Origin of the sequence: Thioalkalivibrio sp. ALE23, assembly GCF_000378545.1 — a bacterium.
In the GTDB taxonomy this organism is placed as follows: domain Bacteria; phylum Pseudomonadota; class Gammaproteobacteria; order Ectothiorhodospirales; family Ectothiorhodospiraceae; genus Thioalkalivibrio.
The window spans coordinates 24,271-32,302 of sequence record NZ_KB900037.1 but is presented as its reverse complement, the minus strand read 5'-3'; the positions used below and the strand labels follow the sequence as shown (position 1 = coordinate 32,302).

Below are 8,032 nucleotides of genomic sequence, written 5' to 3'. Positions count from 1 at the left end.
GGCTCGGGTTCGGGTTCGGGCTCGGGCTCGGGCTCGGGCTCGGGCTCCGGCTCGGGCTCGGGCTCGGGCTCAGGTTCAGGCTCGGGCTCGGGTTCGGGTTCAGGCTCGGGTTCGGGTTCGGGTTCGGGTTCGGGTTCGGGTTCGGGTTCGGGCTCGGGTTCGGGCTCGGGTTCGGGCTCGGGTTCGGGTTCGGGTTCGGGTTCGGGTTCGGGCTCGGGTTCGGGCTCGGGCTCGGGCTCGGGCTCGGCGCCCGCAGCCACACCCGCTGCAGCTGCGGCGCCGCCGGCGGCTCCGGCGGCCGCGGCGGCCGCGGCGCCGGAGCCTTCTTCAGCCGGAATTTGCGGTTCGGCTTCGTCCCCGCGGGGCGACCGGCCCTTGCCCGACTTCGCCTGCGCGCTTCCCTTTTTGCCGCCGGAAGCGGACTTGCCCCCGCCCCCGGTCTGACGGCGCCCCAGCATGATGCCGGCCACCAGGAACAGACCCAGACCCAGCGCCATGGACCCCAGTGCAACCAGCACCGGCGGACGGGTCAGCTGTTCGGTCAGCGGCACCTCGTCCGGGCCCGGCCGGCTTTCCACCTCGACCAGGCGTTCCTCGACTTCGACCAGGCGGTCGCGCAGCTGATCACGCTCGGTGCGCAGGGTGTCCAGGTCCTGTTCCATCTGCTGGCGCAGTTCTTCGGCCGCGGCGTCGGTCCCCGCATCCAGACGCTCCGACTCCAGCAGGAACCGCAGCTCTTCCACGGCCTCGCGCAGTTCGTCGATCTCGGCATCGCGCGACGCCAGACGTTCTTCGATCGCGGCACGCGACATGCCTTCGCGGCCCTCGTCCACCGCTTCGAAGCGGTCCTCCACGCGCACGGCGCCGGGGTCCCAGTTCTCGATGTGGCGCAGGACCTCGGCACGGGCACTGTCCCGATCACGCCGGGCGAATGCCGACTCCGGCGGCAGCTCCAGTACCGTCCCGGCCCGCAGCGTATTCACGTTCTGTTCGGCGAAGGCCTCGGGATTGGCCTCGAGGAAGGCAAGCATGGCTTCGTTGACCGACACGCCCGGGGGCAGATCAAAGGTCTGCACGATGCTGTACAGGGTGTCGCCGCGCTGAACCTCGTGCGTCGGCCGGTCGGGCGATTCGGCCAGCACCGGCGTCACGCCCGCGGCGGCCAGGCCGAGCGCCAGGGTCAGGCCGCGCACGGTGCCCGCCAGTCCGGAGCCATTGCGGCTGTGTTCCACCCGTCGATCCAAACCTGAACCCTCTGTCGAAATCCACTGACCACGAAGCGTGGCCTCGAGGAGGGTAACGGCCCGTGCAAGCCGTGCTGAAGGGATCCCCCCGCCGGCAGGGTGCAAGCCGACCCCGTTTGACTCACAATCCCGGCTTGCGAACAAAAACATGCAGGAGGAGAAGATGCAGAAACGTTTTGCCCCCGGACTGGCCCTGGCCGGCCTGTTCACCCTGGGCCTTGCCGGGCCTGCTTCGGCGCTGGAAGTCGGCATCACCCCGGACCTGCAGTCGCTGGAGGTCCCGCACGGTGACGAGACCGTCACCATCCAGCGCATCCAGGACACCGAGAACCGGCTGGACAACGAATTCGCGAAGACCTCGCGCCCCTGCCCGCCGTTCTGCGTCCAGCCCATGGAGCTGGGCCGCGGCGTGGAAACCCTCGGCGAGGCGGAGTTCCTCGAGTATCTCGGCCAGCTTGGCGAGCGCGACGACCTGCTGATCATCGATTCGCGCGGCCCCGACTCCTACGCCCGCGGCACCATCCCCGGGGCCATCAACATCCCGTGGCAGGAGCTGAACATCGACGGCGACGCCGAGCCCGCGGACGTACGCGACATCATGCTCGACCAGTTCAGCGTGATGGATCACTGGGACCTGCTGGACTTCTCCAACGCGAAGACCCTGGTGCTGTTCTGCAACGGCCCGTGGTGCGGCCAGTCGCCCACCAACATCCGCACGCTGACCAACCTCGGGTACCCGGGCCACAAGATCAAGTGGTACCGCGGCGGCATGCAGATGTGGCACACCTTGGGCCTGACCACCGTCGAAGGCCGGTAGGAGGCCGGCCCTCCGGCCGATTTTCGCGCCGATTCGGCCAGAGGCTGGCCTCCCACGGTTACATCCGGCCGGTGGGAGGCCGGGCCTCAGGCCGTACACCCCCGATTGCGCCCGCCCCGCTTGGCGCGATAAAGCGCCTGATCGGCGCGCTCCTCGAGCCGCCGCAGGCTCTCGCCCCGCTCCGCACCAGCCACCCCGAGACTGACCGTTACCCCGCCCACGGTTTCGAACGGCTTGTCCTCGACCACCCGACGGATGCGTTCGGCCAGGGTCCAGGCACCCTCGGCGTCGGTATGCGTCGCCAGCACCAGGAACTCTTCCCCGCCCCAGCGCGCGAAGTGATCGGTGGAACGCAGTACCGTGCGCACCCGGTCAGCCAGCTCGCGCAGCACGCTGTCCCCGGCCAGATGCCCCCAGGTGTCGTTGACCGATTTGAAATGGTCGACGTCGAACATGATCAGGGAGAACGCCGTTTCGTAGCGCTCCCGCTCGGCATGAGCCTGCTCCAGCAGCGCGTGCAGCTTGGCCCGATTGTAGATCTCGGTCAGGCGATCGTGGGTGGCGAAGCGCTCCAGCTCCGCCTCCAGGCGTTTCTGTTCGGTAATCTCATGGAACACCGCCACGTAGTGCTCCAGCTCGCCCGCGTCGTTGTACACCGCGGTGATGGACTCCCACTGCGGATACACCTCGCCGTTGCGCCGCCGGTTCCATACCTCGCCCTGCCAGCGGCCCTCGGCCTGCAGGCGGGTCCACATCTCGCGGTAGAACTCGGCGTCGTGCCGCCCGGACGAGAGGATCGCCGGAGTCGCCCCGATGACCTCCTCCGGGGCATAACCGGTGGTCTCGGTGAAGGCCGGGTTGACCCGCTCGATGCGCCCGTCCGGGTCGCAGATCAGCAGCGCATGGGTGGTGTGGAAGGCGGTGGCCAGCAGCCGCTGCTCGGCCTCCAGCGCGCGGCGCTCGGCGCGGTCGCTGATGTCGGCCAGGACCATGCTGACCATGTGCGGCGTATCCCCCGCCTCGCGGAAGACCGACGCCGCGACCTCCACCCACTGTTCGCGATCTTTCCGCGTCGGATGTTCCAGCCGCAGCTCCAGGCGCAGCTCCTCGTCGTTGCCGGCCTGCAGTTCATCCAGGGCGCGGTACAGCGCCGGCTGCCCGGGAAGATAGTCGGCCAGCGGGCAGCCGATCAGGGCCAGCGGATCGCGTCCCAGCAGGCGGCCGACCATGGGGTTGGCATCTTGGATGACGCCCGTCGAGTCGAGGATCAGCAGCCCCACCGGCGCGCGTTTGCGCACTTCCTCGAAGCGGCGTTCCTGACGCCGCGCCAGGCGCAGCTCATCGCGGGCCTGACGCAGGGCCTCGCCCAGCTCCTCCAGCAGCCGCGACTGGGTGGACGCCAGCAGCTCGGCGAATCCCACCAGTCCGAGCACCTCGCCGGACTCCGGATCGGTGATCCCCAGGCGGCGGATGCCGTGCTCCAGCATCATCTGGCGCGCACGGAACAGGCTTTCCTCGGTATCCACCGTCAGCAGCGGCCGACTGGCGACCTCCGCCACCGACGGATCCGCCGCCGCGCGCGTCAGCTGACGGACCACGTCGCGCTCGGTCAGGATGCCCGGCGGCCCGCCGTCGACCCAGGACACCACCGCCGCCGCCACCCCGGCCCGCGACATCGCGCGGGTCGCATCGGACAACGGCTGTTCGGCCTCCAGCCGCAGCGGACGGCCCCCCAGTGCCGTGCCCACTTCGCGCAAACGCAGGTAGGCCTCGGCCCCGTGGCTGAGCGCCAGATCGGTCTGCGAGATGATGCCGAAAGGCCGGCCGTCGTCATCGATCACCAGCAGGTGGCGAATGCCCGCCTCGGTCATGATGCCGTGGGCCTCGGTCGCCGACACCGAGCCGGGGATGCTGCGCACCGGCGAGGTCATCACCGAGGCCATGGGGCGGTCGCGTTCTTCCATCCGCGCGGGATCCAGGCGCAGGGCGTCGCGCTCGGTCCAGATGCCCTGCGGGCGGTCATCCTCGCCCACGACCACCACCGAGCTGCAGCGCGCCCGGTGCATGCGCCGCGCCGCCTCGGCGACGCTCTCATCCGGGGCACAGCGCACCAGATCGCGCTGGGCGATCTCGCCCACCGGCACGGACGAAGACCCGGCGAAGGTCGCGGGGAGTACGGGCTGTCCTTCTGTATCGTTCACGGTATTCCATTCCCGGCTGGCGTTCGGCGTGCATGGCGGCACGCGGATCCCAGTATAGACACGGAAAACGCCCGCACGTTATGAGGTGACCACTACCATGAAAAGAACCGGGCCCCCGGTTTGCAGGAGACATCCATGAAGCGTCGTCTGCGGCTGACCCTGCTGATGCTGATCGCCCTGCCCCTGTTCGCTCTGGGGGTCTGGACGCTCTGGGGCGAATTTCAGCCCGAGCAGGAGCGGGAACTGCGCGTGGAGGTCCACGACCGCCTGGAGGAGTGGTTCCCCGAGGCCATGGAACTGCCCGACGAACTGCTCGGTTGGGTCCCGCGCTCGCAACGCTACCCGGACTCCGCGGCTCCGGATGCCATCCTGCTGCACGGACTGGACGAGCCCGGCAACATCTGGGACGAACTGGCCACCGCCATGGACACCGCCAGTTTCAATCCCGTCGAATTCCGTTACCCCAACGATCAGGCGATCGACCGCAGCACCGACCTGCTGGCAGAACACTGGGAAGACCTGGACGCCGATCATCCGGTCATCCTGATCGGCCATTCCATGGGTGGTCTGGTGATCCGCGATTTCATCACCCGCTGGCGGCACCCGGACGACGGCGAGCCGCGCATCGGGGGGCCGCCGGTGGACGGCGTGATCCTGATCGCCACGCCCAACCACGGCTCGGAATGGGCCCGGCTGCGCATGTGGCTGGAGCTGCGCGAATGGTTCGCCGATATCCGCGAGGAGCGGTTCTCGCTGTTCGCCGGACTGCGCGACGGAACCGGCGCGGCCAAGATCGACCTGCGACCGGACAGCCGGTTCCTGGCCGAGCTCAACGCCCGCCCGTGGCCCGACGACATTCCGGTACGCATCATCGGCGGCGTGCTGGCCGAACCCACGCCCGAAATGGAACGCGGCCTGCAGCAGATGGGGGAACAGCTGGACGCCCCCGAGCTGCCGCGCCGCATCGCCGACTGGCTGGACCAGACCGGCGAAGGCCTGGGCGACGGCGTGGTCCCGGTCGACTCCCTGGCCCTGGAGGGGCACCCGGAACCGCTGGTCGTGGAAGGCTCGCACCGCGGCCTGCTGGTACCCACACCACTGACGGACACCCCGCCGGCGATCGAGCCCGTGCTGGAGATCCTGGAGCAGTGGCGCGGAGAACCGGATGATGCCCGCGCGCTGACGGGCCTGGACGAGGCCCGCATGGTCTGGGACATCACCAACGAGCGCCCGGAGCACCTGATCGCGCGCATCAGCATTATCGAGAAGACTCTGGAGTCCGTGCGTGCGCAGGACGTGCGCGCGGACATGATCCTGAGCTTTCGCGATGCGGCCACCGCCCTGCTGGTCACGCGCGACGACCACCTCCCGCTGGAAGACGCCACCGCGGCCGGCCACGTGCGCGACCGCCTGGCGCGGCTGGCCGCGCAGGACGGCGTACGGCTGAAGGCCGATGCCGCGAGCCTGCGCCGCCTGGACCTGGCCCCGGAGGACCTGCCGGACTTCATACGGCCGGTGGAACAGGCCCCGATCGCCATGCTGCGCTGGCGCGCCGAGGGCTACACCATCCTCGACGCCACCTATTGATAGAACGAACCTAGCCCGGCAGGTCCGCCTGGTTGTGGCGCAGGAGGGAACGCCAGTAGCGGTTGGCGTCGGACAGGATGTGCGTCGCCGCGCCCACCAGCTCGCGCAGTTCCTCGGTGCGCATCCAGCGGGTCTGCTCCACGGCGTAGTCCTCCTGCACCTGCTTGTGCAGGGCGAAGGCCTCCTCGAGGGTACGAAGCTGGCGCCACACCTGGCCGGACATCGCCGACATGCGCACGACCTCGTTCTGCGCGAGGATGCCGTGGATCGCCGCACCCCAGGCGGGGAAGAACGCGGTAAAGAACAGGCTCCACGGAAAGTGGAAAAAGAAGTGCAGCGTGACCACCAGGAAGGTCGCGAAGAACAGCGTGAACGCAAGCCGGTGCAGGTACTTGTGGTTCATCTCCAGGTTGTGGGCCGAGCGCCGGTAATACTCGCGGTGCTCGTCCAGCACGTCGTGGATGTAATCCAGTGCCGCCTCGTTGTGCTCGCTCATCCGGTAGGGCACGCGGCCACGGCGGTCCTGCGGCATGCCCTCGGCCACCAGCAGGCGCTGCAGCACCCACAGTTCGGCGCTCTCCAGCTCCGAATGCAGTTCCATGGGGCGACCTTCGGGGCGGCGGTTCTCCGGCCGCCAGTACGGTGCGGAAAACGTCCTCGGGAGCACCAGTAACGGATACCCCAGACGCAGATAACGCAGCTGCTCGGCGAGGAAGCGAAAGCGGATCCAGTGTCCGTGGTGATCGCGGTAGCGGGCCTTCAGCACGCGCCGCACGATGAAATGCAGCAGCACGAACTCCACCGCGATCCAGAAATAAGGCACCTCGCCGGGCGTCGCCGGCCACACCTGCAGAGCCCCGGCCACCGCGGCGAACACCGCCATCGCCGCCGCGTAGTAGATCATCCAGGTGTCGTCCTGGTGGCGCGTGGCAAAGATGCCCGCCTGCTCGTCGGACCAGTTGAAGAAGTGCTCGAACGCCGGTTCGCGGATCGGGTGCTCGGCCTCGCGCTCGGGACTCGGACGCACCGCGTTGTAGCGGTTGCCGCGGGACGGCGCCGGGCGCAGGGCGCGCAGTGCCCCGCGGAGGTCGAGCATGGCCAGCGCGGAGGATGCCGCATGCAGACGGTTCACCACCCAGTGGCGGCGCACTTCGTCACGGGCATCGGTCTGCAGCAGTTCCACCACACGCGAGGGCTGGCTGCGCGCCGGGGGCTCCAGCATCGCGTGCAGCCACATCCAGCTGCCGGTCACCCAGTTCCATAACCCCGGCGGACGCCGGCGACGTCGGGCCAGCCCCACCAGGCCCAGCAGCCACAGCCCCCACCAGACCACGTAGTGCCCCACCCCCACCTGGTCATCGATCCGCCGGATCAGGCGATTCTCGGTGGTGGTCTCGTCGAGGGCCGGGGTGAACGGACACAGGATGCGTTCCAGCCACTCGTCGATCCGGCGGGAGTCGAGCGCTACCGGGTCGAACAGCGACAGCAGCGCCGCCGGGGTCACTTCCATCACGTCCAGGCGGGTCAGCGCCGCGTCGGTCACCCGCGCCGCCGTCAGCATCATCAGCTGCGGGGTGTCCTGCTCCGGGTCCAGATACAGCAGCAGGACGCCCTGTCGGCGCATCACCGCGTCACGGATCATCTGCCCCGCGCCGCTGGTGACCTCGTGGGGTTCCTGACCGTCCCACACGGCCACCAGCATGTCCGAAAACGTCAGCGCCAGGTCATCCCGCAGGCGGTGCACCGACTCGGGCGGGTCCTCCGCACCATGAACGGGCTCGGCCCCCAGCACCACGCCACGGCGGGCATGCGCTCCCGGCTCGCCGGCCGTCTCGGGGCTGGTGGACATCAGATGCAGGTCCACATCCAGGCGCGCGGCCGCGGACCGCGCCAGCTCGTTGGTCCCGGTGGCACGCCCGGTGATCAGCCGCATCACCGGCGATACGTCCGCGTACACCGCATCGGTACTGGCGAAACGTTCCGCGGCCGCGCCGTACAGCCGCCGCAGCACCCGCTCCAGGGTGGCCTGCAGACTGGCCCGGCGGGCTTCGGTATCTCCGTGCGACAGCCAGTTGCGCTCCAGCCGCTGCCCGCGGTGCCCCCCCACCAGTACGGAGAACGCCGGGGTCAGCCGGACCTTGTACGGGTCTTCCCCGCCCCCTGTTTCCGCTGCCAACGCATAT

General features: G+C 69.3%; 4 protein-coding genes and 1 pseudogene. 2 read left to right on the top strand and 3 right to left on the bottom strand.

Translation table 11 applies throughout. From position 1 onward, the window contains the following. The coding region (locus F573_RS15510; protein WP_038033375.1) for a FimV/HubP family polar landmark protein at positions 1-1,232 on the bottom strand (1,232 nt) is incomplete at its 3' end. Positions 1,233-1,407: 175 nt separating this feature from the next. Here F573_RS15510 and F573_RS0112435 point away from each other — a divergent pair. Then, positions 1,408-2,061: a rhodanese-like domain-containing protein gene (locus F573_RS0112435; protein ID WP_019022849.1), complete on the top strand. Its 654-nt coding sequence runs from the start codon at positions 1,408-1,410 to the stop codon at positions 2,059-2,061. Positions 2,062-2,147: 86 nt separating this feature from the next. Here F573_RS0112435 and F573_RS0112430 read toward each other — a convergent pair whose 3' ends face one another. After that, positions 2,148-4,262: a diguanylate cyclase gene (locus F573_RS0112430; RefSeq protein WP_231384418.1), complete on the bottom strand. Its 2,115-nt coding sequence runs from the start codon at positions 4,260-4,262 to the stop codon at positions 2,148-2,150. A gap of 135 nt (positions 4,263-4,397) precedes the next feature. Here F573_RS0112430 and F573_RS14275 point away from each other — a divergent pair. Then, positions 4,398-5,426, top strand: a pseudogene (locus tag F573_RS14275) (esterase/lipase family protein); the annotation flags it as partial. Between the two features lie 433 nt (positions 5,427-5,859). On the opposite strand, the gene F573_RS0112420 reads toward F573_RS14275, so the two are convergent. Further along, positions 5,860-8,025 carry a hypothetical protein gene (locus F573_RS0112420; protein ID WP_019022846.1) on the bottom strand — a complete coding sequence of 722 codons (2,166 nt, stop codon included), beginning with the start codon at positions 8,023-8,025 and terminating at the stop codon, positions 5,860-5,862. Positions 8,026-8,032 lie beyond the last annotated feature (7 nt).

What these genes read in the sequence shown, in the direction of transcription:
- F573_RS0112435 (WP_019022849.1), top strand. Translation starts at nt 1,408, where the DNA reads ATGCAGAAACGTTTTGCCCCCGGACTGGCCCTGGCCGGCCTGTTCACC.